Source organism: Enterobacter cloacae complex sp. EB5 (genome assembly GCF_031432835.1).
Lineage (GTDB): Bacteria > Pseudomonadota > Gammaproteobacteria > Enterobacterales > Enterobacteriaceae > Enterobacter > Enterobacter hormaechei_C.
Genome location: NZ_CP133860.1, coordinates 3,070,185 through 3,095,133, shown reverse-complemented (window position 1 = coordinate 3,095,133; position 24,949 = coordinate 3,070,185). Strand labels below are relative to the sequence as shown.

The following is a 24,949-nucleotide window of genomic DNA, read 5'->3' as shown; positions in this document are numbered from 1 at the left end:
CCCTCGTCATGCCGGGTGGCGCTCCGCTTACCCGGCCTACAGTACTGCCACGCTTACTTAACCTTTGGATTTTATTGTCCACCGCCCCGATGTCCCGGGGCTTTTTTTTATCGCTACACTCTCAGCGTCAGGAGCGCACCACCAGCGCGTCATATCCGCGCCAGCGGTAATTCGCCATCGAGATCAGCCAGCAGGCGACAAACAGCCCGACCACCACAAATCCGGCATCGCCCAGGTTGTCGTTCACCGCGCCAATCAGATCCCACACGCCGCCGCTGAGGGAGAACTTGTCCATCAGCAGACCCAGCGCTTCCAGGCCGCCGATAAACAGCGCCACCACCACCGAAGTGCCGGTGATGGTCATGTTGTAGTAGAGCTTGCGCTGCGGCTTGTTGAACGCCCAGCCGTAGGCACCCACCATCAGCAGGTTATCGAGCGTATCCACCAGCGCCATGCCGCTGGCGAAGAGCGCCGGGAAGATCATGATCGACCACACCGACATCCCGCTGGAGGCGCTGGCGGCGGAGATCCCCAGCACGCCGATTTCGGTGGCGGTGTCGAACCCCAGGCCGAACAGGAAACCGACCAGGTACATCTGCCAGCTTTTATTGACGAGGCGGAAGGTTTTGCCGAACAGCCAGTTCATGACGCCGCCCTGTGCAGGCAGCGTGATGTCGCCCTGCACGGGCCTGCCGTGTTTCAGCGCCTGAAAACTGCGCCAGACGCCGCGCAGGATCACCATATTCACCAGCGCCATCGCCAGCAGGAAGGTGGCGGAGACGGCGGTGCCAATCAGGCTGCCGGTTTCGTGGAACCATGCCATGTTTTTCTGAAACGCCGTGGCGGTAGCGGCAATAGCAATGGAGGCCAGCACCACGATGGTGGAGTGTCCGAGGGAGAACCATGCGCCCACGCCGGACGGGCGCTTGCCCTGCTGCATCATCTTACGCGTCACGGTATCAATCGCGGCGATATGGTCGGCATCCACCGCATGACGCAGTCCGTAACACCAGGCCAGCAGGCTGGCCGCCATCAGCGCCGTACTGCCGCTAAAGGTGTGCCACGCCAGCCCCCAGGCCAGCAGGTTAGCCATCCCGAGAGCCAGCAGCAGGCACGCTGCACGAGGTTCATTGCGTAAAAGTCGTAACATTTTAAATCCTTTGTGAACATGATCGGGCGGCAGCAACCACCGCCTGCCCGAAGGAGATCGCTCCGTCGCCTGCGGGCAGGCGCGAAGGAAAAAGAAGCGTGAAATCAGAAAGGTAGTGACGAAGGCGCGCGCGCAGCAGGCGGTTGTGAAGGACGCCGCCGCTGAAGCACACCGTAGCGAGCGACCGTCGGCGGGCATGCGTTGCCGCCAGTTCGCTCAGCCCTTTTGCCAGCGCATCGTGAAAAGCCCAGGCGCGCTCGCCGGGCTCCGCCCGCCAGGCCAGCCACTGCTGCCAGAACAGCGCAAGGTTATCCGTCTGGAGCGTCACCGGATGATCAACCCCTGCACAGCGTTCGGCCAGCGCCTCCAGCCGGCACGCGGCTTCGCCCTCATAGCGTTGCGTTTCAATACCCAACGCACAGGCCACGGCGTCGAACAGACGACCACAGGAGGAGGCCCGCGGCGCATTGATACCGCGCGACACAGCCGTTGCCAGCAGCGGCCAGTTTTGACGCTGTACCGCCTCTGTTTCCGGGTACTGCTGCCAGTCAGGTACAAACGCCAGACAGTGGGCGAGCAAATTGCGCCACGGCTGTTTTGCCGCCAGATCGCCCCCCGGCAGCGCAACGGCTGGCAGACCGCCCAGCCGTTCGCAGTCGCGATAGTTCACCCGCAGGCACTCGCCGCCCCACAGCGCGCCGTTCTCGCCCATGCCGATCCCGTCCAGCGTCAGGGCAATAACATCCCCGCCGTCGAGCGGCCAGCCGTTCTCCGCCAGACACGCTGCCGCATGCGCATGATGATGCAGCACGGTCTCAACGGGCAGCGCCTGCGCCCGGGCCCACTGTCGGACGTGATAACCCGGATGGGCATCGCACACCACGCGCTCAGGCTGAAAGACGTAGATGTCCTGCATCGTCGAGAGCGCGCTGCGCCACTGCGCCTCTACCCCCTCGTCGCTCAGATCGCCAAAATGCTGGCTCAGCACCGCCTGGTTGCCACGCACCAGGCAGAAGGTATTTTTCATCTCCGCGCCGGTGCATAACATGGGCGGGATGTCGCGGAATCCGGCGGGCAATGTGATGGCATCCGGTACAAAACCCCGCGCGCGACGCAGCAGCGTGCCCTCCTGGTCCATCACTGAATCATCCATCCGTTGCAGGATGTCGCGGTTGTGCAGCAGGAAGCCGTCAGCGATGTCACTGAGTTCTTCCAGCGCCTGCTGGTTGCTTATGGCGGGTGGATGGCCGCTGAGGTTGCCGGAGGTCATCACCAGCGGGCGCTGGCAGTCCAGCATCAGCAAATGCTGGAGCGGGTTCGCGGGCAGCATCACGCCGACCGTATCCAGCCCCGGCGCAATCTCCTCAGGAAACGCAGGAAGGCAGGCTTTTGGCGTCAGCACAATCGGCGCAGCGGGTGAACGTAACAGCGTCTGGATGGCCTCCGGCAGATCGTCCGCATGCGGGATCATCACCGCCAGCGGCCTGGTCGGGCGCTGCTTGCGTGCCCGTAATTTCCGAATCGCCTGCGGGTTAAGCGCGTCGCAGACCAGGTGAAAACCGCCCAGCCCTTTCACCGCCACAATCCCGCCGCCTTTCAGCATCGCCACCGCCGCGCTTAACGCCGATTCGCGGGTGGCAGCACCCTCCCCAGCTCGCCACTCCAGCTGCGGTCCGCAATCCGGGCAGGCCACCGGCTGGGCGTGAAAACGCCGGTCAGCCGGGTTGCGGTACTCCGTTTCACAGGGCACACAGAGCGGGAATGGCGCCATTGACGTGGCCGGGCGGTCATAGGGCATGGCGCGGATAATGGTAAACCGCGGCCCGCAGTGGGTGCAGTTGATAAAGGGGTAGCGGTAGCGACGTTCGCGGGGATCGCGCATCTCCGCCAGGCATGCGGGACAGGTGGCGGCATCCGGGACGATTTGCGTGTCCATCGCCCCGCTCTCGCTGTGGCGGATGACAAACTCGTCCGGCAGCGTCGTCCAGCTGAACGGCTGTGTTTCAACGCGATCGATGCGCGCCAGCGGTGGGCAGTCCTGGCGCAGTCTCGCGGTAAAGTCACCCCCACTGCCCGCGAGACGCACCAGGACACCCTCTCCGTCGTTGCAGACGTCGCCTGCCAGCCCCAGCTGCTGCGCAAGCTGCCAGACGAAAGGACGAAATCCTACCCCCTGCACCTTGCCGCGTACCCGAAGCTGTACGCCGTTAACGCGCATTGCAGCTTAAAACAGCAGCGATGACGAGGTGTCGAACGCCGCGCGGCGGCGTTTTTCGGCGCTCATCTGTTCGAGCTTGTCGCGATCGACGCAGACCAGCGCATGCGTCGGACAGGCTTCCATACACGCCGGACCGGCATCGCGGTGGTAGCAGAGGTCACATTTATTGGCTTCGGCTTTCTCCGCGCGCACGCTCAGCCCGATACCGCTGTTGCGCACCACCGGGCGAACCACCACCTCCATCGCGCCATACGGGCACGCCACCACACAGGTTTTGCACCCGATGCAGCGCTCCTGCATCACGTGCACGAAGCCTTTCTCGCGCTTAATCGCCCCGTTCGGACAGACGTTGGCGCACGGCGCGTCTTCGCACTGGCGACAGATAGCGGCGGTAGAAATATTCACGCCTTTAATGACGTGGATGCGCGGCAGGAAGGTATCAGGGGTGAGAGAGGCGCAATCCTGCTCTGCCTGATGGGACACCACGCACGCCACTTCACAGGTACGGCAACCAATGCATTTGCTGGCATCGGCCATAATAAAACGGTTCATCTGCTTCTCCGGCATAACTGTTATGCGCGAAGCTATTCATAAACCGTGCCAATATTTAATACATTGATTTTAAAGAGAAATAAAAAGAAGTGGATCTGTCATCGTCATTAGTGACGATGACAGATGTCGACGTCAGCGATGCGGGCCGTCAATGACGGAGTCGCGCAGGATTAGCTCGCCGGAGAAGGTTTGCTGAGGCTTAAACTCGCCACCGTCGAGCATGAAAATCAGGCGGCTGATGGTCTCCTGGATCATCTCCGTTACCGGAATACGCACGCTGGAGAGGGACGGCACGATATAGGGCGCGATTGCCACGTCGTCAAAGCCGATGACGGACACCGCGCCCGGCGTGGCGACGCCGCTCTCATGCAGCTGCCTGATGGCGCCAATCGCCATATCGTCGTTACTCGCCACCAGCGCGGTAAACGCTTCGCCGCGGGTGAGCAACTGAGAGACCGCCGCCGCGCCGCTGGCCGGGTTCCACTTCCCTTCGGCGATCAGCGTGTCGCGAACTGCAATCCCGTGCTGCGCCAGCGCGTCCCTGTAACCGGAAAGACGCTCCACCCCGGTGGGGGAATCCAGTGAACCGGTGATAAACGCAATCTCCCGGTGGCCTTTTTCAATCAGCTGCGATACCGCGTCCTGACACGACGCTTTATGATCGGACCAGACGCTGTGACTGCTGTTTTTCCGCAAACGGCGGTTGAGCACCATGATCGGCTGCTCGCATTTCTCAATAATTTCGTCCAGCGCTTCCACGCTCAGAAAACGCGGGTAGATGATCACCGCGTCGCAGCGCATGTCGAGCAGGTACTGGATCGCCTCGCGCTCCTCTTCGGCGCTGTGCTTGCCGTCCGCCAGGATCAGCTGACGCCCCTTCTCTTCCGTCATCCGCGCGGCGTTAAACAGCAGCTCGCTAAAGTAGACCCCATGGTACAGAGTGTTCGTCACCACCAGCCCCAGGGTCTGGGTGCGTTTGGTCGCCAGGTTTCGCGCCAGCAAATTAGGGCGATACCCGCTCTCTTCGATGGCCTGAAACACGCGGTCTTTCGTCTCCTGGCTGACGTAACCGTTCCCCGACAGCACCCGGGAGACCGTCGCTTTCGACACGCCTGCCCGCTTCGCCACTTCCAGCATCGTGGTCATATTATTATTCCGTCTGAACCTGATGGGCGCAGTGTACTGCACCGCAGAAAAATTGTCGCAGCGGCGTTATCACGCTTTTTACGGCCACGAGTGATCGTCATCACGAAACTAAAAAATGCATAAAAAGTGGTCTTGTTTCATTAAAAGAAACTCATGATGATTATGTGAAACCGGTTTCCTACATTTCACACAACGATAACAGGATCACATCCGATGGCAAAAAATTACGCTGCGCTGGCAAACGACGTTGTCAGCGCGCTGGGCGGTAAAGAGAACATCGTCGCCGTCACCCACTGCATGACGCGCCTGCGCTTCGTTCTGAAAGACGAAAGCCTTACCGACGCCGCGCGTCTGAAAAGCATCAGCGGCGTGCTCGGCGTGGTGCGCAACGACAACCAGTGTCAGGTGATCATCGGCAACACCGTGTCCCAGGCATACCGTGAAGTGGTGAGCCTGCTGCCCGCCAACCTGCAACCTGCCGTAGCGGAAGGTCCACAGAAGCTCACGCTGCGCCGGGTTGGCGCCGGGATCCTCGACGCGCTGATCGGCACCATGTCTCCGCTGATCCCGGCGATCATCGGCGGGTCGATGGTCAAGCTGCTGGCGATGATCCTTGAGATGACCGGCGTGCTGGGCAAAGGCGACCCGACGCTGACGATCCTGACCGTTATAGGCGACGGCGCGTTCTTCTTCCTGCCGCTGATGGTGGCGGCGTCCGCAGCGGTGAAGTTCAAAACCAACATGTCCCTGGCGATTGCCATCGCGGGCGTACTGGTTCACCCGAGCTTTATCGAGCTGATGGCCAAGGCCGCGCAGGGTGAGCACGTTGAGTTCGCCTTCATTCCGGTGACGGCGGTGAAATACACCTACACCGTTATCCCGGCGCTGGTGATGACCTGGTGCCTGTCCTATATCGAACGCTGGGTGGATCGCATTACCCCGGCGGTGACGAAAAACTTCCTCAAGCCGATGCTGATCGTGCTGATTGCCGCCCCGCTCGCCATCGTACTGATTGGCCCGCTGGGGATCTGGATCGGTAGCGCCATCTCCGCGCTGGTCTACACCATTCACGGCTATCTGGGCTGGCTCTCCGTTGCCATTATGGGCGCGCTGTGGCCGCTGCTGGTGATGACCGGGATGCACCGCGTGTTTACGCCGACCATCATCCAGACCATTGCCGAAACGGGCAAAGAAGGGATGGTGATGCCGTCGGAGATCGGCGCCAACCTGTCGCTCGGCGGTTCGTCGCTGGCGGTGGCGTGGAAAACCAAAAATCCGGAGCTGCGCCAGACGGCGCTGGCCGCGGCGGCCTCCGCCATCATGGCGGGGATCTCTGAACCGGCCCTGTACGGCGTGGCGGTACGCCTGAAGCGTCCGCTGATTGCGAGCCTGATCAGCGGCTTTATCTGCGGCGCGGTGGCGGGCATGGCCGGTCTTGCCAGCCATTCCATGGCGGCGCCGGGGCTGTTTACCAGCGTGCAGTTCTTCGACCCGGCCAACCCGATGACCATCGTCTGGGTGTTTGGCGTGATGGGTCTGGCGGTAGTGCTGTCGTTCGTGCTGACCCTGCTGTTAGGGTTTGAGGATATCCCGGTAGAAGACGAAGCCGAAAAAGCACGCGCCCTGCAAACCGCACCGGTACAGAACAAAGCAGCAGAAGCATAAACTGAAAGCGAGGTAAGAATGTCTGTTTTTCCACAAGGATTTTTATGGGGCGGCGCGCTTGCCGCCAACCAGAGTGAAGGGGCTTACCGTGAAGGCGGCAAAGGACTGACGACGGTCGATATGATCCCCCACGGCGCAAACCGTCTGGCGGTAAAAGTCGGCAAGGAAAAACGGTTTTCGTTGCGGGACGACGAATTCTACCCGAGCCACGAGGCGATTGATTTTTACCATCGCTACAAAGAAGACATTGCCCTGATGGCGGAGATGGGCTTTACGGTGTTCCGCACCTCGATTGCCTGGAGCCGCCTCTACCCGAACGGCGACGAACCGCTGCCGAATCAGGAGGGCATTGCCTTCTACCGCGCGGTGTTCGAGGAGTGCAAAAAGTACAACATCGAGCCGCTGGTGACGCTCTGCCACTTCGACGTGCCGATGCATCTGGTGACGGAGTACGGCTCCTGGCGCAACCGCAGGATGGTGGATTTCTTCGCCCGCTACGCCCGCACCTGCTTTGAAGAATTTAACGGGCTGGTGAAATACTGGCTGACCTTCAATGAAATCAACATCATGCTCCACAGCCCGTTCTCCGGCGCGGGGCTGGTGTTTGAGGAAGGTGAAAACGAAGATCAGGTGAAATACCAGGCCGCGCACCACGAGCTGGTGGCGAGCGCGCTGGCGACCAAAATCGCCCACGAGGTAAACCCGGAAAACCAGGTCGGCTGCATGCTGGCGGGCGGCAATTTCTACCCGTACTCCTGCAAGCCGGAAGACGTGTGGATGGCGCTGGAGAAAGACCGCGAGAACCTGTTCTTTATCGACGTGCAGGCGCGCGGCAGCTATCCGGCCTACTCCGCCCGCGTGTTCCGCGAGAAAGGCGTGGTGATTGTGAAAGATCCCGGCGACGATGAACTGCTGAAAAACACCGTCGACTTTGTCTCGTTCAGCTATTACGCCTCGCGCTGCGCGTCGGCGGACATGAACGCGGGCAACACCAGCGCGGCGAACATCGTGAAGTCCCTTCGCAACCCGCACATTCAGGTGAGCGAGTGGGGCTGGGGCATCGACCCGCTCGGCCTGCGCATCACCATGAACATGATGTACGACCGCTACCAGAAGCCGCTGTTCCTGGTGGAAAACGGCCTCGGGGCGAAGGACGTCATTGATGAAAACGGCGAGATCAACGACGACTACCGCATCAGCTACCTGCGCGAGCATATCCGCGCGATGGGCGACGCGATTGAGGACGGCGTACCGCTGCTGGGCTACACCACCTGGGGCTGCATTGATCTGGTATCGGCCTCAACGGGGGAAATGAGCAAGCGCTACGGGTTTGTGTACGTCGACCGGGACGACGCCGGAAACGGCACGCTGGACCGCAAGCGCAAGAAATCGTTCTGGTGGTATAAGAAGGTGATTGCGAGTAACGGGGGGGATCTGGAGTAGCCTGTTGCCCTCACCCCAGCCCTCTCCCACAGGGAGAGGGGGATGGGTTTGGTAGGCCGGGTAAGGCGAAGCCGCCACCCGGCGCTGCTCAGAGCTGAGGAAATCCTCCATCCCCAACCCACCCGGCAAGCCGTGAATACACCACGTCCACCGCCTCTTTCACCGGCGGCGTCATCGGATAATAAAACCCGACGATGTCCGGCTGAATCCCCAGAAACAGCACCTCGCCCACGTCGTCTTTAATCTGATCCACCAGATAATTGAGCGGCATATTGTGCGTCGTCATCATAAACATCTCGGCGATGTCGTCCGGGTCAATCAGGCGGATCTCGCCGGGGTTGAGCCCCATATCGGTGGCATCGACGATTAACAGCCTGTCCGGGCGCAGCTCGCGAATGGCGACCACGTCGTTTTCCGGCGCGCTGCCGCCGTCAATCACCACCCAGTTGCCCGGCGGGTTTGCGGCGCACAGTTCCGCCAGCAGCGGACCCGCGCCGTCGTCGCCCATCATGCTGTTGCCGACACACAGTAAAACGTCAGTCACGTAATCTCCTTACCATCAGGTAGATGGCGCTCTCCTGATGAATATCGTGCAGCATGCCGAGCAGCGTTTTGCTCCACGCCTGCTGCGCCGGGGTTTGTACGCTCAGCGCCGCGTCAAAGGCGTTAGCGAGCATCGTGATGTGGTTGGCGTCGATCACAATCTCGCCGTACTTCGGCACGCCTTCCATTTTGCGCCGCGCCGCGCTGCCCTCCTCCAGCGTGGCGATCCACGCCAGGTACTCGGGCCACGGGCAGCTCAGCGCCGTTTCAAGGCAGTCGATCACCCCGAGGTGGTGCCCAATCGCCAGGCTGTAATAGACCACCTGCTGCGCCGCCTCCGGCGTGGCGTCGTTCTCATCAATAAACTTACGGCTCAGCTGGCTGAACACCACCGTTTCACTCATCGGATACGCGCCTCATCCACAATGCTGTTCAGGTTCGCCACGATCTCATTGAGACGCGGATCGTTCTCGGCCTCCAGCCAGCGCGCTACCTGATGGTCGCCCTGGCCCAGCAGACGCAGGTAATCGTCGGCAATCTGGCGTCCGTAGCGGTAGCCCGCCAGCCTGCGCGCCGTGCGGTCGATCTTCACCCGCAGCGGCTGCACCATATCCGGGTGCAGGAGAGTGGCTGGCTGGTTGTCCAGCTCGCCCGGCTCGCGAGCGTGGATCTTCTGCTCCAGCAGGCCGAGCGCCATGGCAAAACCGTACAGCGTGGCGGCGGGCGTCGGCGGGCAGCCCGGAATGTAGACGTCCACCGGCACGATTTTGTCGGTGCCGCCCCAGACGCAGTAAAGATCGTGGAAGATGCCGCCGCTGTTGCCGCAGGCGCCGTAGGAGATACAGATTTTCGGATCCGGCGCAGACTGCCAGGCGCGCAGCGCAGGCGAGCGCATCGCGCGGGTGACCGCGCCGGTGAACAGCAGGATATCCGCGTGGCGCGGGGATGGCACCACTTTGATGCCGAAGCGTTCGGCGTCAAACAGCGGCGACAGCGTAGCGAAGATCTCAATCTCGCAGCCGTTGCAGCCGCCGCAGTCCACGCGATAGACGTAGGCCGAGCGTTTGATTTTTTTCAGCAGCGACGCCTTCATGCTGGCGATGGACTCCTCCACCGTCAGCGGCACCGGAATGCCGTTAGCGTCGCGCGGGCCGAGTAAGTTTTCCATCAGCTGGCCTCTCTCATATGGCGGGTTAAATCGATGCGATCAGACGGCAGCAGGCATTTCTGACGCTTGCACTCCGGGCAGGTTTCGAAGCTTTCACGGTGATGCTCCGCGCGGACGTCGCCGTTGTGCTTCAGCAGCGCGATGGCGTAGTCGATCTCTTTTTGCACGGCGAACGGACGCTTGCAGACGCGGCAGTTGCACAGCGCAAAGCGCGACTGCTGGAGGAAATCCTCTTTTTTCCACACCGCCAGCTCGTACTCCTGAGACAGGCGAATGGCGACCGTCGGGCAGACCTCCTCGCAGCGGCCGCAGAAGATGCATCGCCCGAGGTTAAACTGCCAGGCCAGCTCGCCGGTTTTCAGGTCCGTTTCCACCGTTAAGGCATTCGACGGGCAGGCGTTGACGCAGGCCGCGCAGCCGATGCACTGCTGCGGGTTATGCTCCGGCTTGCCGCGAAAGTTTTTATCCACCGGGATCGGCTCCAGCGGATAACTGCTGGTCTGTGCGCCGGTTTTGATCACTTTTTTGATAAAGGTAAACATGGCGAATCCTTATTTCAGCGGCGAGTTCTTACGCTCGATGCTGTAGCGCTCAAGCTCTTTGTACGGCACCACCTGGCTTTTCTTCTTGCGCACGTCCACGACGGTCATGCGGTCGGTGCAGGAGTAGCACGGGTCGAGGCTGCCGATGATCAGCGGCGCGTCAGAGACCGTATTGCCGCGCAGCATGTAGCGCAGGGTTGGCCAGTTGGCGTAGGTCGCCGCGCGGCAGCGCCAGCGGTAGAGCTTCTGGTTGTCGCCGGTCATGCTCCAGTGGATGTCGTCCCCGCGCGGCGCTTCGGCAAAGCCGAGGGCAAAGCGGTTTGGAATGTAGGTGAAGCCTTCCACCATCAGCGGGCCGCCCGGCAGGTTATCGAGGCCAAAGTCGATCATGTTCAGCGCGGTGAATACCTCGTTGATGCGCACCTTCAGGCGGGAGATAACGTCGCAGCCCTGCTCGCTGTGCACGGTCATCGGCAGCAGGCCGTAGCCGACGAACGGGTGATCGGCGCGGGTATCGCGGGCGTGGCCGCTGGCGCGCACCATCGGACCGACGTTGCTGAAGTCGCGGGCGATTTCCGGATCAAGACGACCGATGCCGACGGTGCGCTGCTCGATGTTGGGCGTGCTGAGCAGCATATCCACCAGCTCCTGCACGTCCCGACGCATCTGCTGCGCCAGCTGGCGGGTCTGGATCATGTCGTCCTTCAGCAGGTCGCGGCGGATCCCGCCGATCAGGTTCAGGCCGTAGGTTTTACGCGCCCCGGTAAGGATCTCCGCCATCTTCATCGACGCTTCGCGTACGCGGAAGAACTGCATAAACCCGGAGTCAAAGCCGACGAAGTGGCAGGCCAGGCCGAGGTTGAGCAGGTGCGAGTGCAGGCGCTCCACTTCCAGCAGAATGGCGCGGATCATCTGCGCGCGTTCCGGCACCACGATCCCCATGCCGTTTTCCACCGAGGTGGTGTAGGCGGTGCTGTGGGCAAAGCCGCAGATGCCGCACACGCGGTCAGAGAGGAACGTGACTTCGTTGTAGCCCATGCGGGTCTCCGCCAGCTTCTCCATGCCGCGGTGGACGTAGAACAGGCGGTAGTCGGCGTCGATAATGTTCTCGCCGTCGACGAACAGGCGGAAGTGGCCCGGTTCGTCGGAGGTGACGTGCAGCGGGCCAATCGGCACCACGTTATTCTTCTTGCTGCCCAGCTCGTTGATGAACTCGTAGGTTTCGCTGTCGGTGGTCGGGGCCGGGCGCTGGCGGTAGTCCATGCTGTCCTTGCGCAGCGGATAGAGTTCATCCGGCCAGTCGTCCGGCAGCACCAGGCGGCGCTCGTCAGGCAGGCCAACCGGCACCAGGCCGTACATGTCGCGCACTTCGCGCTCGCCCCAGACGGCGGCAGGCACGCGCGGCGTGACGGACGGGTATTCCGGTTTAGCCGGATCGACCTCTACGCGCACGGTGATCCAGCACTTCTCACCCTGCTCCATCGACATCACGTAGTACACCGCATAGTTGCCGCACAGCTGACGCTCGTCGTTGCCGAATAGTACCGACAGCCAGCCGCCCTGCTGGTAGTAGAGAAACTCCACCACTTCCGGCAGATAGTTCACCTTAATGGTGACGGTGATCTGGTCTTTGGTTTGCCAGGACTCCTCCAGCACCACGCCCGGGAAAGCCTGATGCAATGCGGCGAGATACTGCTGACCTTTCTTTTCTTCAGACATAAACACTCTCTTTAATCACGCCACCAGCAAGGAGACGAACGCTAAAAATGCAAAACCAAAACCGGCCCAGGTGATGCGTGACGTTTCGACAAAACGCAGGCGCGCCATGCTGTTTTCAAACAGGGCAATCACCAGCACGCCGATAAGCAGCTTGAGCGCAGCCACCACCACGGCCAGCAGCAGGCAGCCCGCAGAGAAGTGCGTCATCTGCCCCCACGGGAAGAAAACGCCGACGAACATCTGCAACACCACCAGCTGCTTGAGGCTGATGCCCCACTTCAGCACCGCAAAGCCGTAGCCGCTGTATTCGGTAAGCGGCCCCTCCTGTAATTCCTGCTCCGCTTCCGCGAGATCGAACGGCAGCTTGCCCATCTCGATAAAGGTGGCGAACGCGCAGGCGCAGAGCGCCAGCACCAGCGGGAGCGAACGTGAAACCGGCCAGTGGTAAACGGTGTCGGTGATGAAACTGATGTGGGTCGAGCCTGCAACCTGCGCGGCGACCCACAGCCCCAGCAGCAGAATTGGCTCAACCAGCACGCCGAGCATCGCTTCGCGGCTGGCGCCGATCCCCGTAAACGGGCTGCCGGTATCCAGACCCGCAATCGCAAAGAAGAAACGCGCGATGGCGAAGAGGTAGATCAGCGTAATCAGATCGCCCAGCACCGGCAGCGGCGAAGCCACCGTCACCACCGGCAGCGCGGTGGCGATGGTCAGCATCACGCCGACCATCACAAACGGCGTCAGGCGGAACACCCAGCCCGCGGCGTCCGGCGCGACGCTCTGACGGGAGAGCAGTTTGAAGAGATCGCGGTACTCCTGGAGCACGCCAGGTCCGCGACGGTTGTGCAGCCGGGCGCGCGCCACGCGCGTGATGCCCGACAGCAGCGGCGCGGCGGCAAACAGCACCAGCGCCTGAAGAATTGCCAGTAACAGACTCATATCAGGCTCCTCGTGAAATGACAATCACCACCAGCACCGCCAGCTCGATCAGCGCCAGGCGGCGGAACAGTACGGGCACGGCGGCACCCTGCCAGCCCGGCACCCAGCCCACCGGGTTCAGCCAGTGGCGCAGCTTCAGCACGGCGGCAAAGTTCTCCTTCACCGGCATAGCGAAACCGTGGGCGGTGATGACCATCGACTGCTCATGTTCGTAGCCGCAGGCCCACGCCGCGCCGCGCGAGCGGGAGGCGAGACGGTCGCGTCTGAAGAACAGCATCAGCACGAACGGCAGGAGCGGCGCGGCAATCAGCAGCAGCGCCATCATCGGCTGGGAAACGACGGTATGCGCCGTGACCAGCGGCAGCGGAATGGCGTGGCCCAGCAGCGGCAGCAGCCACGGCGCGGCAACCCCGCCCGCGATGCAGCACAACGCCAGCGCGACCACGCTGGTGGCCATCAGTACCGGGGCGCAGCAGGCGTTTTCCGCTTCGCGGGTGCGCGGCGCGCCCAGGAAGGTGACGCCGTAAACCTTCGCCATACACATCACCGCCAGCGCGCCGGTGATCGCCAGGCCCACCGCCAGCAGCGGGCCGAGTAAACGCCCGATAAACGTCTCGCTCTGGCCGAGGGCGAAGAAGGACTGATAAATCACCCACTCGCCGGCAAAGCCGTTCAGCGGCGGCAGCGCAGCCATCGCCATCAGCCCGACCAGCATCGCCAGCGAAATGACGGGCATTTTTTTGCCAATCCCGCCGAGCTTTTCAATATCGCGGTGCCCGGTGCGGAACCAGACGCTGCCCGCGCCGAGGAACAGGGTGCTTTTAAACAGGCTGTGGTTGATGAGGTGATACAGACCGCCAATAAACCCGGCGGCAATCAGCGTCGGCTGGTTGAGCGCCAGCCCGGTGACGCCCGCGCCCATGCCGAGCAGGATAATCCCGATGTTCTCCAGGGTGTGGTACGCCAGCAGACGCTGGATGTTGTGCTCCATCAGCGCATAGAGGCCACCGACGAACGCGGTGATCATCCCCGCAATCAGCAGCGCCACGCCCCACCACAGCGGCGGCTGACCGCCCGACAGGGTTATCATCAGGATGCCGAACAGACCGACCTTCATCACCACGGTGGAGAACAGCGCAGCGGCCGGGGCTGAGGCATTGGCATGCGCCTGCGGCACCCAGCCGTGCAGCGGGATAATCCCGGCCAGCAGGCCAAAACCGACTACGCCCAACAGCCAGACGACGTTGCCCAGCGGCTGACCGTTAAGCGCGGCAAAATCCAGCGTGCCGAAACGCTGCCACACCAGCCAGCAGGCCAGCGCCAGCAGCAGCGTGCCGAGACGTCCGAGCGCAAACCACAGCTTGCCGGAGGCGCTGCATCCGGTCAGGAACACGCCGCACAGGGCCATGATTTCTGCCATCACCACCAGCGCGCCGAGGTTGCTGGCGATAACGGTACAGACCGCGGCGGCCATCAACAGGTTAACCAGCAGGCCGTTGGCTTTGGTGTGCTGATGTCGGTGCCAGTCGATATTAAACAGGCTGATAAACAGCCCGCACAGGCCAAAGGTTATCAGCCAGATGGCGTTCAGCGGCGTAAGCTCAACGGCGTGGTGAATCAGCGGGATGAGGGTGTCGACGGACTGGCCGTCGATCAGGACAACCCCGCCCGCCGCCAGCGTCATCAGGCTGCCGACCGCCCCGCCGATACCGGCGATCGCCCCGCTCAGCGTTTTATGGAAGGAGAGGAGCAGCGCCAGGACAGCGGCGGCGGCAAACCAGGCCACGCCGCTGGTCATCATAACTATCGCGTTCATTTCGCCCCCTCGTTAAGCGCCCGCAGCAGAGAAAGATCGCCGACGTCGGTATTGATGGTCAGCTCGCGCTTGCGTTTGCTGGTGCGAGCGATGTCGCGGATGTTGACCAGGACCAGCGCCCGGGTCGGGCAGGTCCGCACGCAGGCCGGACCCTGTTCATCGAAGCTGCACAGATCGCACTTCACCGCAACGGCGCGAATGCCCGGCACCCAGTCCAGCAGCGTGCTCACGCGTGCCGGAGCCGGTGGCGCAGGCGGCGCTTTCGGGGTATTGGCATTCGCCGGAATATGCAGCGGACGGCTGCCGGAAAACTCAATGGCGCCGAACGGACAGGCGATGCCGCACAGCTTGCAGCTCACGCACAGGCTTTCGTTCAGCTGTACCGCGCCGTCAACGCGGGTGATGGCATTGACAGGACAGACGCCCGCGCACGGGGCGTCTTCACAGTGGTGACAGAGCTGCGGGGCAGACTCTTTCTCATTACGCATGACGCGCAGGCGCGGCATGGACTGTAGCCCGTGCAGGCGGTGCGTTTCCGAGCACGCCGCCTCACAGGTCCGACAGCCAATACAGACCGTCGAGTCAGCAATTACAAAACGGTTCACCGGGTCATCCTCTGGTGATGGTCATTTTTGACGAAAAAAACTGTCTTATCGACACTTCTCGACACTCGTTTTTCAGGCCACGTTCGCGGAGGATTTTCCGTCGATCAGCTGTTTCAGGTTGACTGGCCGATCGTGCTCAACGGCGGCGTAGAGGCCGTTATAAACCGGCGCGATTTTCTCCAGATAGTGCTCCAGCACCTGCTGGCGATCGCGGTTGCTGACATGACCGTCCACCATGCCGTCCGCCATCAGCTGCGCCCGGGCGATGCAGTGTCTGTCGCCCTCTTTCGTCTCGACGTAGTATTCAATCGTGTGGCTGTTGAAGGTCTCCGCCAGGGTGACGTAAATCTTAAAGTGACCGAACAGAACAAAACGCATATCCCCCTGCGCCGCACAGCTCATGGCGTGATGCAGATGGGCCTTCGACAGCGTGATCCCCTGGATCAGTGAATTGCAGTACAGGTGCCATTGCTCCTGGAGCTGCTGATGACGTTGCGCGATGTAATCCGCTTTTTCGCTAATTTCCCAAATAGTCATAAAAGGTATCCGCTTAATGGAGTTAGCGGCTGTTAAGCAGATTTCGTGCCAGTTTTTAATTTATTGATTTAAATGGATTTTAAAGAGAAGCGCACTGTCACCGCCGCGGTGTCGACGTGTCATTTCGACAGCGTTGACATCGTCACGCCGTAACGCAAATCAAGCTGGCACCGTTATTGCATTGAAGGGGCAATTCATTAAGGAGGCGTCATGCACGAAATCACCCTCTGCCAGCGGGCACTGGAACTTATCGAACAGCAGGCAGTGCAAAATCATGCGAAGCGCGTGACCGGCGTCTGGCTGAAGGTCGGGGCGTTTTCCTGCGTCGAGACCAGCGCCCTCACCTTCTGTTTTGAGCTGGTGTGCCGCGGCACGCTGGCGGAAGGCTGCGCGCTGCATATTGAAGAGCAGCAGGCAGAGTGCTGGTGCGAGCAGTGTCAGGAGTACGTCACTCTGCTGTCATCGAAGGTGCAGCGCTGTCCGCAGTGCCAGAGCAGCGGGCTGCGCATCGTGGCGGATGACGGTATGCAGATCCAACGCCTCGAAATCGAGAAGGAGTAATGTATGTGTAGTACCTGCGGTTGCGCTGAAGGCAACCTGTATATAGAAGGGGATGAACACCGTCCCCACTCCGCGTTTCGCTCCGCGCCCTTTTCCCCTGCCCCGCGTCCCGCGGCGGTACTGACCGGCATCACCTTTGCCCCGCAGCGTTCCGACGCGGGCGACCTGCATTACGGCCACGGCGAAGCGGGTACGCACGCGCCGGGCATCAGCCAGCGCCAGATGCTGGAGGTGGAGATCAACGTGCTGGACAAGAATAACCAGCTCGCCGCCCGCAATCGCGCCCGCTTTGCCGCGCGCGAACAGCTGGTGCTGAACCTGGTCTCCAGCCCCGGCTCCGGCAAAACCACGCTGCTGACCGAAACCCTCAAACGGCTGAATAAACGCGTCTCCTGCGCCGTGATCGAAGGCGACCAGCAAACGGTAAACGACGCGGCGCGCATCCGCGAAACCGGTACGCCTGCGATTCAGGTCAACACCGGGAAAGGGTGCCATCTGGACGCGCAGATGATTGCCGACGCCGCCCCGCGCCTGCCGCTGGCGGATAACGGTATCCTGTTTATTGAAAACGTCGGCAACCTGGTTTGCCCGGCAAGCTTCGACCTCGGCGAGCGGCATAAAGTGGCGGTGCTCTCCGTGACCGAAGGGGAAGACAAGCCGCTGAAATATCCGCATATGTTTGCCGCCGCCTCCCTCATGCTGCTGAACAAGGTCGACCTGCTGCCGTACCTGAATTTCGCCGTGGATAAGTGCCTGGCTTACGCCCGGGAAGTGAACCCGGACATTGAGATCCTGCTGGTTTCCGCCACGCGCGGCGACGGGATGGACGCCTGGCTGAACTGGCTGGAGAACGAACGATGTGCATAGGCGTCCCCGGACAAATTCATTCCATCGACGGCAATCAGGCCAAAGTGGAGGTCTGCGGCATCCTGCGCGATGTCGACCTGACGCTGGTAGGCAGCCACGATGAGACCGGCGCAACGCGTCTCGGCCAGTGGGTGCTGGTCCACGTGGGTTTTGCTATGAGCGTGATTAATGAGGAAGAAGCCCGCGACACGCTGGATGCGCTACAGAATATGTTTGACGTCGAGCCGGACGTAGGCGCCCTGCTGTATGGCGAGGAGCGATAACACATGCGTTACGTTGATGAATATCGCGCGCCTGAGCAGGTGTTGCAGCTTATCGATCGCCTGAAAACCCGCGCGTCGCTGCTGGACTACACGAAAGAAAAACCGCTGCGGATCATGGAGGTGTGCGGCGGACACACCCACGCCATCTTTAAATTTGGCCTCGACCAGCTGCTGCCGGAGAACATCGAGTTTATCCACGGCCCCGGCTGCCCGGTGTGCGTGCTGCCGATGGGGCGCATCGACAGCTGTCTCGACATCGCCAGCCGTCCCGGTGTGATTTTTTGCACCTTTGGCGACGCCATGCGCGTACCGGGAAAAAATGGCTCGCTGCTCCAGGCGAAGGCGCGCGGCGCGGACGTGCGGATCGTCTACTCACCGATGGATGCCCTGACGCTGGCGATGGCTAATCCTGAGCGTAAGGTTGTCTTTTTCGGGTTGGGTTTTGAAACCACCATGCCCGCCACCGCCATTACCCTCCAGCAGGCGAAAGCCCGCAACGTCACCAACTTTTACTTTTTCTGCCAGCACATCACGCTTATTCCCACGCTGCGCAGCCTGCTTGAAGCGCCGGATAACGGTATCGACGCGTTTCTGGCGCCGGGCCACGTCAGCATGGTGATCGGCACAGAAGCCTACGGTTTTATCGCTGAACAGTACAATCGTCCGTTAGTGGTGGCTGGTTTCGAGCCACTTGATCTACTGCAAGGCGTGACCATGCTGGTTGAGCAGAAAATAGCGGCCCTGAGTGCGGTGGAAAATCAGTATCGCCGCGTGGTGCCCGATGCAGGTAACAGACGGGCACAGCAGGCCATAGCCGACGTGTTTAGCGTCGAAGGCGACAGCGAGTGGCGCGGACTGGGGCTGATTGCCGAATCCGGCGTGCACCTGACGCCCGCGTATCGCGCCTTCGACGCCGAAGCGCATTTCCGCCCGCAACCGCAGCAGGTGTGCGACGATCCCCGCGCCCGCTGTGGCGACGTACTCACCGGCAAATGCAAACCTCATCACTGCCCGTTATTTGGCAACGCCTGTAACCCGCAAACCGCGTTTGGCGCGCTGATGGTCTCTTCCGAAGGGGCATGCGCCGCGTGGTATCACTATCGCAACCAGGAGTGTGAAGCATGAACACGGTGGAAATGGCGCACGGAAGCGGTGGACAGGCGATGCAGCAGCTGATTAACCAGCTGTTCATGGAAGCCTTTAATAACTCCTGGCTCGCCGAGCAGGAAGATCAGGCGCGCATTGCGCTCTCAACCCTCACCGCACACGGCGACAGGCTGGCGTTCTCTACCGACAGCTACGTTATTGACCCGCTGTTCTTCCCCGGCGGCGATATCGGCAAGCTCGCCGTCTGCGGCACGGCAAACGACGTGGCCGTCAGCGGCGCGATCCCCCGTTACCTCTCCTGCGGGTTTATCCTCGAAGAAGGGTTACCGATGGAGACGCTCACGGCGGTGGTCAACAGCATGGCGCACACCGCCCGCGAGGCGGGGATCGCCATCGTCACCGGGGATACCAAGGTGGTGCAGCGCGGCGCGGCGGATAAGCTCTTCATCAACACCGCCGGGATGGGGGCGATCCCTGCCGACATTCACTGGGGCGCGCAGCAGCTTTGCGCAGGCGACGTGCTGATTGTCAGCGGCACGCTGGGCTGCCACGGGGCAACCATCCTGAACCTGCGTGAAGGCCTGGGGCTGGACGGGGAACTTCGCAGTGACTGTGCGGTACTCACGCCGCTGATCCAGACGCTGCGCGACATGCCGGGCGTAAAAGCCCTGCGCGACGCCACACGGGGCGGCGTGAATGCCGTCGTGCACGAGTTCGCGGCAAGCTGCGGCTGCGGAATGGAGCTGACCGAGCGCGGCCTGCCCGTTAAGCCCGCCGTACGTGGGCTGTGCGAGCTATTAGGGCTAGACCCGCTTAACTTTGCCAACGAGGGCAAGCTGGTGATCGGCGTGGAACGCGCGGCGGCGGAAGCCGTACTTGCACAGCTGCGCGCGCATCCTTTAGGGAAAGACGCGGCCATCATCGGCGACGTGGTTGAGCGCAAAGGGGTGCGCCTGACCGGGCTTTACGGCGTGAAGCGCACGCTGGATCTGCCGCACGCTGAACCGTTACCCCGAATTTGCTAGACCGCGCCAAAAGCGGTCAGCGCTGAATTTCTCTTTTTGCCAGTTTCTATTGGAAAGCAACAATGCCGTATACACCGATGAGCGATCTTGGACAGCAGGGCCTGTTTGACATCACGCGCACACTTTTACAACAGCCCGATCTCGGCGCGCTGAGCGATGCCCTGACGCGGCTGGTCAGGCAATCAGCGCTGGCGGACAGCGCCGCCATTGTGCTCTGGCATAGCGCAAACCACCGCGCGAGCTATTTCTCAACGCGTGATAACGGCAAAATCTTCGAATATGAAGATGAAACGTTTCTGGCCCACGGCCCGGTGCGGCGTATTCTCTCCCGCCCGGAAGCGCTGCACTGCAATTTTGACCAGTTTCGCCAGGCCTGGCCGAAGCTGGCAGAGAGCAATCTTTACCACCCGTTCGGCCACTACAGCATGCTGCCGCTGGCGGTGGAAGGGCAAATTTTTGGTGGCTGCGAGTTTATCCGCGATACCGACCAACCCTGGAGCGAGGCGGAGTACGAACGCCTGCACACCTTTACCCAGATTGTGGCCGTTGTCGCGGAGCAGATCCAAAGCCGCGTCACCAATAACGTGGATTACGACCTGCTGAGCCGCGAGCGCGATAACTTCCGCATTCTGGTTGCCATCACCAACGCCGTGCTCTCCCGCCTGGACATGGATGAGCTGGTCAGCGAAGTGTCAAAAGAGATCCATCACTATTTTAAAATCGATGCCATCAGCATTGCGCTACGCGGCAACCGGAAAGGCAAGCTGAACATCTACTCCACCCACTATCTTGATGAAGCTAACCCGGCGCACGAGCAGAGCGAAGTGGACGAAGCGGGAACGCTGTCCGAGCGGGTATTTAAAAGCAAAGAGATCCTGCTGCTCAATCTCAATGAACAGGATCCGGTAGCCCCCTACGAGCGGATGCTGTTCAACACCTGGGGCAACAAGATCCAAACTCTGTGCCTGCTGCCGCTGATGTCCGGCAACACCATGCTCGGCGTGCTTAAACTGGCGCAGTGCGATGAAGCCGTATTTACCACCGCCAACCTGAAGCTGCTGCGCCAGATCGCCGAGCGTATCTCCATTGCGCTGGATAACGCCCTCGCCTATCAGGAGATCCACCGCCTGAAGGAGCGGCTGGTGGACGAAAACCTCGCCCTGACCGAGCAGCTCAACAACGTGGACAGCGAGTTTGGCGAAATCATCGGGCGCAGCGATGCCATGTACAGCGTCCTTAAGCAGGTGGAAATGGTGGCGCAGAGCGACAGCACGGTGCTGATCCTCGGTGAAACCGGCACCGGGAAAGAGCTGATTGCCCGGGCGATCCACAACCTGAGCAACCGCAACAGCCGCCGGATGGTGAAGATGAACTGCGCGGCGATGCCTGCGGGCTTACTGGAAAGCGACCTGTTCGGCCACGAGCGCGGCGCGTTTACCGGCGCCAGCAGCCAGCGGCTGGGCCGTTTTGAACTGGCGGATAAAAGCTCGTTGTTCCTCGACGAAGTGGGCGATATGCCGCTGGAGCTTCAGCCCAAGCTGCTGCGCGTTTTGCAGGAGCAGGAGTTCGAGCGCCTCGGCAGCAACAAGCTGATCCAGACCGACGTCCGTCTGATTGCCGCCACCAACCGCGATCTGAAAAAAATGGTCGCCGACCGCGAGTTTCGCAGCGATCTTTACTATCGCCTGAACGTCTTCCCGATCTGCCTGCCGCCGCTGCGCGAGCGCCCGGAAGATATTCCGCTGCTGGTGAAAGCCTTTACCGCGAAGATTGCCCGCCGGATGGGGCGAAATATCGACAGTATTCCTGCCGAAACGCTACGCACCCTCTCGGCGATGGAGTGGCCAGGGAACGTGCGCGAGCTGGAAAACGTCATTGAGCGCGCGGTCCTGCTGACGCGCGGGAACGTGCTCCAGCTCTCTCTGCCAGAGGTTACTCTCTCTGAAACGACCGTGACCGCAACCGAGCCTGCGAAAGAGGGAGAAGATGAATATCAGCGCATTATGCGAGTGCTGAAGGAGACCAACGGCGTGGTAGCCGGACCGAAAGGTGCAGCGCAACGGCTGGGGCTGAAGCGTACCACCCTGCTCTCGCGCATGAAGCGTCTGGGAATCGATAAAGAGAGCCTGAATTAACCCGTCATTCCGGCGGCGTATACGGCGCCGCCTTTCATCACGCTGCGTAATTGTCCCACATTGACACAATATATTTTCCTCTGTATAAAATTCCGCCTTAATAATGCGTTTCATTTGCATCAAAATAATTTTAATGAAGGGTAGCGTTTAATGAAAAAGGTTCTCTGCGCGTTAGGCCTGGCGGTTGCATCCATGAGTACAGCTCTGGCTACCACGTACCCGCTCACGATAGAAAACTGCGGGTATAAAGAAACCTTCACCAAAGCGCCGGAACGCGTTGTGGCCCTGGGTCAGAATACCGTCGAGATCCTCCTTCTGTTGGGTCTGGAAGATAAGGTGAAAGCCAGCGCGTTCTGGCCGACCAAAGTATTGCCGCAGCTGGCTGAGCAAAACGCCAAAATCAAAACCCTGACCGTCGAAATTCCGACGCTTGAATCCATTCTTGCGCAAAACCCTGATTTTGTTCCTGCTCAGCTGCCGCTGCTGCTCGGGCCGGAAAGTAAGGTCGCGAAACGCGAAGACCTGGCTACCGTTGGGGTAAACAGCTATTTATCTCCGGGCATGTGTGCGACCAAAAAAGCCGCAGGGGACATGTACGGCAGCCGCCAGACGCTGTGGGATATGACCTACCTTTATCAAGAGATTGAAGATTTCGCGAAGATTTTCAACGTGGAAGCGCGCGGTCAGGCCGTTATCGCCGACTTCAAAAAACGTGAAGCCGACCTGCGTCAGGAATTTGGCAAAAACAAGAAAGACCTCTCCTTTGTTTTCTGGTTCTCAAGCTCCTCACCTTCGGCTGATGCCTATGTTGGCGGCAAAAACAGCGCCTCTGGCTTTATTGCTAACGTGCTGGGCGGCCATAACGCCATTACCTCTGAGACCGAATGGCCGACCGTGGGCTGGGAAAGCATTATTGCCGCTAATCCGGACGTGATTGTGGTCTCCAGCCTGGATCGTAACCGCTGGGCGCTGGACAACGCCGAAGAAAAAATCAAATTCCTGAAAAGCGATCCCGCCGTCAGCCAGATGGACGCGGTGAAGAAGGGTCATATTGTGGTGATGGACGGCCAGGCGATGAACCCGACGATTCGCACGCTTTACGGTGCTGAGCAGGTCGGCGAACAGCTCAGAAAACTGGGACTGAACTGATGACCACCGCCGTGCTTCAGATGCGGCAGGGGGTGCTCCTGACCACATCATGCCTGCTCGCCTTCGTGCTGTTGTTTCTGGTGATCGCCCTTGGCGTCAGCATCGGTGAGTTGTCTATCCCGCTTAATAACGTGTTCTACGCCATCAGCAATAAGCTGGGGCTAACCAATGTTCCGCTTAACCGCATCTATGAGAGCGTCATCTGGGACTTTCGCCTGAGCCGCGCGCTGGTGGCGGCCTGCTGCGGAGCCGGGTTGGCCATCTGCGGGGCCGTGCTGCAAAGCCTTTTGAAGAATGCGCTGGCGGAACCTTACGTGCTCGGCGTGTCGGCGGGAGCGTCAACCGGGGCGGTGTCGGTCGTCGTATTGGGGATTGGCACCGGCGCGGTGTCGCTTTCTGCGGGCGCGTTTGCCGGAGCCTTCGCCGCCTTTGCCTTCGTCGCCTTCCTGACCAACGGCGCGCGCGGCGGCAATGAACGCACGATCCTGGCGGGCGTAGCGGCCTCTCAGCTGTTTAACGCCATTACCGCCTATACCATCAGCACCTCTGCCAGCGCGCAACAGGCGCGCGACGTGATGTTCTGGCTGCTGGGCAGCTTTAGCGGCGTACGCTGGCCGGAATTCCAGCTGGTGCTGGTGGTGGTGCTGGCGGGGCTGGCCGTCTGTCTTTATTATTCCCGTGCGCTGGACGCCTTTACGTTCGGTGATGATGCCGCCGCCTCGTTGGGCATTGCCGTGCCCTGGGTGCGCCTGGCCTTGTTCACCACCACCGCCCTGATCACCGCGACCATTGTCAGCATGGCGGGCTCTATTGGTTTTGTCGGGCTGGTCGTGCCGCACGTTATGCGTTTCCTGTTCGGGCCGCTGCACCGCACGCTGCTGATAGCCAGCGCGCTGGCGGGGGCGATCCTGATGGTGCTGGCCGACATCGCCTCGCGGATGCTGATTGCCCCGCAAAGCCTGCCGGTTGGCGTCGTTACCGCACTGGTGGGCGTACCGTTCTTCGCCGTGATTATCTACCGCTCAAGGAACAAATGATGAGCATCTGCGCCGACAATATCACCTGGAAGGTAGGTAAAAAGGTTATCGTGAATCATGTTTCGCTGAAGGTTTCCCGGGGCGAAACGGTGGGCCTGCTTGGCCCTAACGGCTGCGGTAAATCCTCGCTGTTGCGCATACTGGCGGGTCTGCGCCGCCCGGATGCCGGGTGCGTGACGCTGGACGGACAGGACATTGCCCGCATTGCCAAAAAGCAGCTGGCGCGGCGCGTGGCGTTTGTTGAACAGCACGGAATGACCGACGCCAATATGCGCGTGCGCGACGTCGTCAAACTGGGGCGTATTCCGCACCATTCTCCCTTCTCGAACTGGAGCGCGCAGGATGACGAAATCGTCACCGCCGCCCTGCAACGCGTGGATATGCTGGATCACAGCGAACAGGGCTGGCTTAGCTTGTCCGGCGGCGAGCGTCAGCGGGTACATATCGCCCGCGCCCTGGCGCAAACGCCCACCGAGATCCTGCTGGATGAACCGACCAACCACCTGGACATTCATCACCAGATGCAGCTCATGCAGCTTATCAGTGAGCTGCCGGTAACCAGCATCGTCGCCATTCACGATCTTAACCACGCGTCCATGTTCTGCGATTCGCTGATTGTGATGCAGCAAGGGCAGATTGTGGCAACCGGAACGCCGCAGGAAATCTTATCCGAGGAACTACTCTGGGACGTCTTCAGAGTGAAAACCAGAATCGAGATCTCGCCGTACCACGGCAAAAAGCACATCCATTTTATCGTGTAGG

24 protein-coding genes are annotated in these 24,949 nt (G+C 60.9%); 11 read left to right on the top strand and 13 right to left on the bottom strand.

From position 1 onward, the window contains the following. Positions 1-127 precede the first annotated feature (127 nt). The 4 genes from RHN82_RS14795 to RHN82_RS14780 form a co-directional block, all read right to left on the bottom strand. Positions 128-1,150 carry a HoxN/HupN/NixA family nickel/cobalt transporter gene (locus tag RHN82_RS14795; RefSeq protein ID WP_047052131.1) on the bottom strand — a complete coding sequence of 341 codons (1,023 nt, stop codon included), beginning with the start codon at positions 1,148-1,150 and terminating at the stop codon, positions 128-130. Between the two features lies 1 nt (position 1,151). After that, positions 1,152-3,368 carry a carbamoyltransferase HypF gene (gene hypF, locus RHN82_RS14790; protein ID WP_047052133.1) on the bottom strand — a complete coding sequence of 739 codons (2,217 nt, stop codon included), beginning with the start codon at positions 3,366-3,368 and terminating at the stop codon, positions 1,152-1,154. 6 nt (positions 3,369-3,374) lie between these two features. Further along, positions 3,375-3,920, bottom strand: a complete 546-nt coding sequence (gene hydN / locus RHN82_RS14785; protein WP_017382793.1) for an electron transport protein HydN — start codon at positions 3,918-3,920, stop codon at positions 3,375-3,377. A gap of 132 nt (positions 3,921-4,052) precedes the next feature. Then, the gene (locus RHN82_RS14780; protein WP_326839263.1) at positions 4,053-5,090 is read right to left on the bottom strand and encodes a LacI family DNA-binding transcriptional regulator; all 1,038 of its coding nucleotides are present in this window, start codon (positions 5,088-5,090) and stop codon (positions 4,053-4,055) included. A 189-nt stretch (positions 5,091-5,279) separates the two neighbouring features. Here RHN82_RS14780 and ascF point away from each other — a divergent pair, with 189 nt between their 5' ends. Further along, positions 5,280-6,731, top strand: a complete 1,452-nt coding sequence (ascF, locus tag RHN82_RS14775; protein ID WP_023295324.1) for a PTS cellobiose/arbutin/salicin transporter subunit IIBC — start codon at positions 5,280-5,282, stop codon at positions 6,729-6,731. Between the two features lie 18 nt (positions 6,732-6,749). Beyond that, positions 6,750-8,174: a 6-phospho-beta-glucosidase gene (locus RHN82_RS14770; RefSeq protein WP_047052137.1), complete on the top strand. Its 1,425-nt coding sequence runs from the start codon at positions 6,750-6,752 to the stop codon at positions 8,172-8,174. 88 nt (positions 8,175-8,262) lie between these two features. On the opposite strand, the gene hycI is transcribed toward RHN82_RS14770, so the two are convergent. The 9 genes from hycI to hycA all read right to left on the bottom strand — a co-directional run bounded on the left by hycI (position 8,263) and on the right by hycA (position 16,043). After that, complete coding sequence (hycI, locus tag RHN82_RS14765; protein WP_047050116.1) at positions 8,263-8,718, bottom strand: hydrogenase maturation peptidase HycI; 456 nt, start codon at positions 8,716-8,718, stop codon at positions 8,263-8,265. Further along, positions 8,711-9,121: a formate hydrogenlyase maturation HycH family protein gene (locus tag RHN82_RS14760; protein WP_047050117.1), complete on the bottom strand. Its 411-nt coding sequence runs from the start codon at positions 9,119-9,121 to the stop codon at positions 8,711-8,713. The genes hycI and RHN82_RS14760 overlap by 8 nt, the downstream gene beginning before the upstream one ends. Continuing rightward, complete coding sequence (locus RHN82_RS14755; protein WP_045338383.1) at positions 9,118-9,885, bottom strand: NADH-quinone oxidoreductase subunit B family protein; 768 nt, start codon at positions 9,883-9,885, stop codon at positions 9,118-9,120. Before RHN82_RS14755 ends, RHN82_RS14760 begins: the two co-directional genes overlap by 4 nt. Continuing rightward, positions 9,885-10,427, bottom strand: a complete 543-nt coding sequence (locus RHN82_RS14750) for a formate hydrogenlyase complex iron-sulfur subunit (protein WP_003862138.1) — start codon at positions 10,425-10,427, stop codon at positions 9,885-9,887. Before RHN82_RS14750 ends, RHN82_RS14755 begins: the two co-directional genes overlap by 1 nt. A 9-nt stretch (positions 10,428-10,436) precedes the next feature. Further along, the gene (hycE, locus tag RHN82_RS14745; RefSeq protein WP_047050120.1) at positions 10,437-12,146 is read right to left on the bottom strand and encodes a formate hydrogenlyase subunit HycE; all 1,710 of its coding nucleotides are present in this window, start codon (positions 12,144-12,146) and stop codon (positions 10,437-10,439) included. Positions 12,147-12,161: 15 nt separating this feature from the next. Beyond that, positions 12,162-13,085 (bottom strand): respiratory chain complex I subunit 1 family protein, encoded by a 924-nt coding sequence (locus tag RHN82_RS14740; protein WP_047050121.1) that lies wholly within the window; start codon positions 13,083-13,085, stop codon positions 12,162-12,164. Between the two features lies 1 nt (position 13,086). Further along, complete coding sequence (gene hycC, locus RHN82_RS14735; RefSeq protein WP_047050122.1) at positions 13,087-14,901, bottom strand: formate hydrogenlyase subunit 3; 1,815 nt, start codon at positions 14,899-14,901, stop codon at positions 13,087-13,089. Beyond that, entirely contained in the window at positions 14,898-15,506 is a 609-nt protein-coding gene (locus tag RHN82_RS14730; RefSeq protein ID WP_017692772.1) for a 4Fe-4S dicluster domain-containing protein, read from the bottom strand. Before RHN82_RS14730 ends, hycC begins: the two co-directional genes overlap by 4 nt. Before the next feature lie 72 nt (positions 15,507-15,578). Beyond that, positions 15,579-16,043 (bottom strand): formate hydrogenlyase regulator HycA, encoded by a 465-nt coding sequence (gene hycA, locus RHN82_RS14725; RefSeq protein ID WP_047050123.1) that lies wholly within the window; start codon positions 16,041-16,043, stop codon positions 15,579-15,581. A gap of 210 nt (positions 16,044-16,253) precedes the next feature. On the opposite strand from hycA, the gene hypA reads away from it, so the two are divergent. The 9 genes from hypA (at position 16,254) to RHN82_RS14680 (ending at position 24,948) form a co-directional block, all read left to right on the top strand. Further along, positions 16,254-16,604 carry a hydrogenase maturation nickel metallochaperone HypA gene (gene hypA / locus RHN82_RS14720; protein WP_022651745.1) on the top strand — a complete coding sequence of 117 codons (351 nt, stop codon included), beginning with the start codon at positions 16,254-16,256 and terminating at the stop codon, positions 16,602-16,604. A 3-nt stretch (positions 16,605-16,607) separates the two neighbouring features. Then, positions 16,608-17,471: a hydrogenase nickel incorporation protein HypB gene (hypB, locus tag RHN82_RS14715; protein ID WP_047050124.1), complete on the top strand. Its 864-nt coding sequence runs from the start codon at positions 16,608-16,610 to the stop codon at positions 17,469-17,471. Continuing rightward, on the top strand, positions 17,462-17,734 hold the full coding sequence (locus tag RHN82_RS14710) for a HypC/HybG/HupF family hydrogenase formation chaperone (RefSeq protein WP_045141992.1): 273 nt from the start codon (positions 17,462-17,464) through the stop codon (positions 17,732-17,734). Before hypB ends, RHN82_RS14710 begins: the two co-directional genes overlap by 10 nt. Before the next feature lie 3 nt (positions 17,735-17,737). Beyond that, positions 17,738-18,859, top strand: a complete 1,122-nt coding sequence (gene hypD, locus RHN82_RS14705) for a hydrogenase formation protein HypD (RefSeq protein WP_047050127.1) — start codon at positions 17,738-17,740, stop codon at positions 18,857-18,859. Continuing rightward, entirely contained in the window at positions 18,856-19,866 is a 1,011-nt protein-coding gene (gene hypE, locus RHN82_RS14700; protein WP_047050128.1) for a hydrogenase expression/formation protein HypE, read from the top strand. Before hypD ends, hypE begins: the two co-directional genes overlap by 4 nt. A gap of 62 nt (positions 19,867-19,928) precedes the next feature. Further along, the gene (gene flhA, locus RHN82_RS14695; protein ID WP_047050129.1) at positions 19,929-22,001 is read left to right on the top strand and encodes a formate hydrogenlyase transcriptional activator FlhA; all 2,073 of its coding nucleotides are present in this window, start codon (positions 19,929-19,931) and stop codon (positions 21,999-22,001) included. Positions 22,002-22,151: 150 nt separating this feature from the next. Then, positions 22,152-23,150 (top strand): ABC transporter substrate-binding protein, encoded by a 999-nt coding sequence (locus RHN82_RS14690; protein ID WP_047050131.1) that lies wholly within the window; start codon positions 22,152-22,154, stop codon positions 23,148-23,150. Continuing rightward, positions 23,150-24,187, top strand: a complete 1,038-nt coding sequence (locus RHN82_RS14685) for an iron ABC transporter permease (RefSeq protein ID WP_047050134.1) — start codon at positions 23,150-23,152, stop codon at positions 24,185-24,187. The genes RHN82_RS14690 and RHN82_RS14685 overlap by 1 nt, the downstream gene beginning before the upstream one ends. Further along, positions 24,187-24,948: an ABC transporter ATP-binding protein gene (locus RHN82_RS14680; RefSeq protein WP_047050135.1), complete on the top strand. Its 762-nt coding sequence runs from the start codon at positions 24,187-24,189 to the stop codon at positions 24,946-24,948. Before RHN82_RS14685 ends, RHN82_RS14680 begins: the two co-directional genes overlap by 1 nt. Position 24,949: the final 1 nt, after the last annotated feature.

Excerpts from the sequence above, each read along its gene's own strand:
- RHN82_RS14795 (WP_047052131.1), bottom strand. The coding sequence starts at position 1,150 with ATGTTACGACTTTTACGCAATGAACCTCGTGCAGCGTGCCTGCTGCTG.
- hypF (WP_047052133.1), bottom strand. The coding sequence starts at position 3,368 with ATGCGCGTTAACGGCGTACAGCTTCGGGTACGCGGCAAGGTGCAGGGG.
- hydN (WP_017382793.1), bottom strand. The coding sequence starts at position 3,920 with ATGAACCGTTTTATTATGGCCGATGCCAGCAAATGCATTGGTTGCCGT.
- ascF (WP_023295324.1), top strand. The coding sequence starts at position 5,280 with ATGGCAAAAAATTACGCTGCGCTGGCAAACGACGTTGTCAGCGCGCTG.
- RHN82_RS14770 (WP_047052137.1), top strand. The coding sequence starts at position 6,750 with ATGTCTGTTTTTCCACAAGGATTTTTATGGGGCGGCGCGCTTGCCGCC.
- RHN82_RS14760 (WP_047050117.1), bottom strand. The coding sequence starts at position 9,121 with ATGAGTGAAACGGTGGTGTTCAGCCAGCTGAGCCGTAAGTTTATTGAT.
- RHN82_RS14755 (WP_045338383.1), bottom strand. The coding sequence starts at position 9,885 with ATGGAAAACTTACTCGGCCCGCGCGACGCTAACGGCATTCCGGTGCCG.
- RHN82_RS14750 (WP_003862138.1), bottom strand. The coding sequence starts at position 10,427 with ATGTTTACCTTTATCAAAAAAGTGATCAAAACCGGCGCACAGACCAGC.
- hycE (WP_047050120.1), bottom strand. The coding sequence starts at position 12,146 with ATGTCTGAAGAAAAGAAAGGTCAGCAGTATCTCGCCGCATTGCATCAG.
- RHN82_RS14740 (WP_047050121.1), bottom strand. The coding sequence starts at position 13,085 with ATGAGTCTGTTACTGGCAATTCTTCAGGCGCTGGTGCTGTTTGCCGCC.
- hycC (WP_047050122.1), bottom strand. The coding sequence starts at position 14,901 with ATGAACGCGATAGTTATGATGACCAGCGGCGTGGCCTGGTTTGCCGCC.
- hycA (WP_047050123.1), bottom strand. The coding sequence starts at position 16,043 with ATGACTATTTGGGAAATTAGCGAAAAAGCGGATTACATCGCGCAACGT.
- hypA (WP_022651745.1), top strand. The coding sequence starts at position 16,254 with ATGCACGAAATCACCCTCTGCCAGCGGGCACTGGAACTTATCGAACAG.
- hypB (WP_047050124.1), top strand. The coding sequence starts at position 16,608 with ATGTGTAGTACCTGCGGTTGCGCTGAAGGCAACCTGTATATAGAAGGG.
- RHN82_RS14710 (WP_045141992.1), top strand. The coding sequence starts at position 17,462 with ATGTGCATAGGCGTCCCCGGACAAATTCATTCCATCGACGGCAATCAG.
- hypD (WP_047050127.1), top strand. The coding sequence starts at position 17,738 with ATGCGTTACGTTGATGAATATCGCGCGCCTGAGCAGGTGTTGCAGCTT.
- hypE (WP_047050128.1), top strand. The coding sequence starts at position 18,856 with ATGAACACGGTGGAAATGGCGCACGGAAGCGGTGGACAGGCGATGCAG.
- flhA (WP_047050129.1), top strand. The coding sequence starts at position 19,929 with ATGCCGTATACACCGATGAGCGATCTTGGACAGCAGGGCCTGTTTGAC.
- RHN82_RS14690 (WP_047050131.1), top strand. The coding sequence starts at position 22,152 with ATGAAAAAGGTTCTCTGCGCGTTAGGCCTGGCGGTTGCATCCATGAGT.
- RHN82_RS14685 (WP_047050134.1), top strand. The coding sequence starts at position 23,150 with ATGACCACCGCCGTGCTTCAGATGCGGCAGGGGGTGCTCCTGACCACA.
- RHN82_RS14680 (WP_047050135.1), top strand. The coding sequence starts at position 24,187 with ATGAGCATCTGCGCCGACAATATCACCTGGAAGGTAGGTAAAAAGGTT.